The 475-nt window shown below is 41.1% G+C and carries 1 pseudogene; it reads right to left on the bottom strand.

The features are described 5' to 3' along the window. Positions 1-475: pseudogene (locus G3A46_RS14060) on the bottom strand (hypothetical protein); the annotation flags it as partial.

Genomic DNA, 475 nt, shown 5'->3' on the forward strand with positions numbered 1-475 from the left:
GTAACACCACCTACTAAATCACTTACCATAACATCGGTTAGGGTAACGTTTCCTGTGTTCTTAACAGAGAAGCTATAGGTAATAATATCACCTGCCTCTAGTGTTGAACATTCTGTGGTTGGATCTATTTCAACATCTGAAGTTTTGATAAGGGCAATACTTGCATCAGTACAGATAGTTACAACTGTTGGGTTGTTTCCTGTATAGCTTGAGTTATCTGATTGATCATCCACTTGGGTGTTGCTAGGCGTTGTACCAACTACCTTAGCTGTGTTCTCAAACTCACCCGCATTAATATCTGCCTGTGTGATGGTATAGCTTGCTGTAAATGTAGTAGTGTCCTCTTGGCCTGGCTCCAATGTGATTGGACCTCCAGATACGGTAACACCACCTACTAAATCACTTACCATAACATCGGTTAGGGTAACGTTTCCTGTGTTCTTAACAGAGAAGCTATAGGTAATAATATCACCTG

Origin of the sequence: Aequorivita sp. KMM 9714 (assembly GCF_011065475.1) — a bacterium.
GTDB classification, from domain to species: Bacteria; Bacteroidota; Bacteroidia; order Flavobacteriales; family Flavobacteriaceae; genus Aequorivita; species Aequorivita sinensis.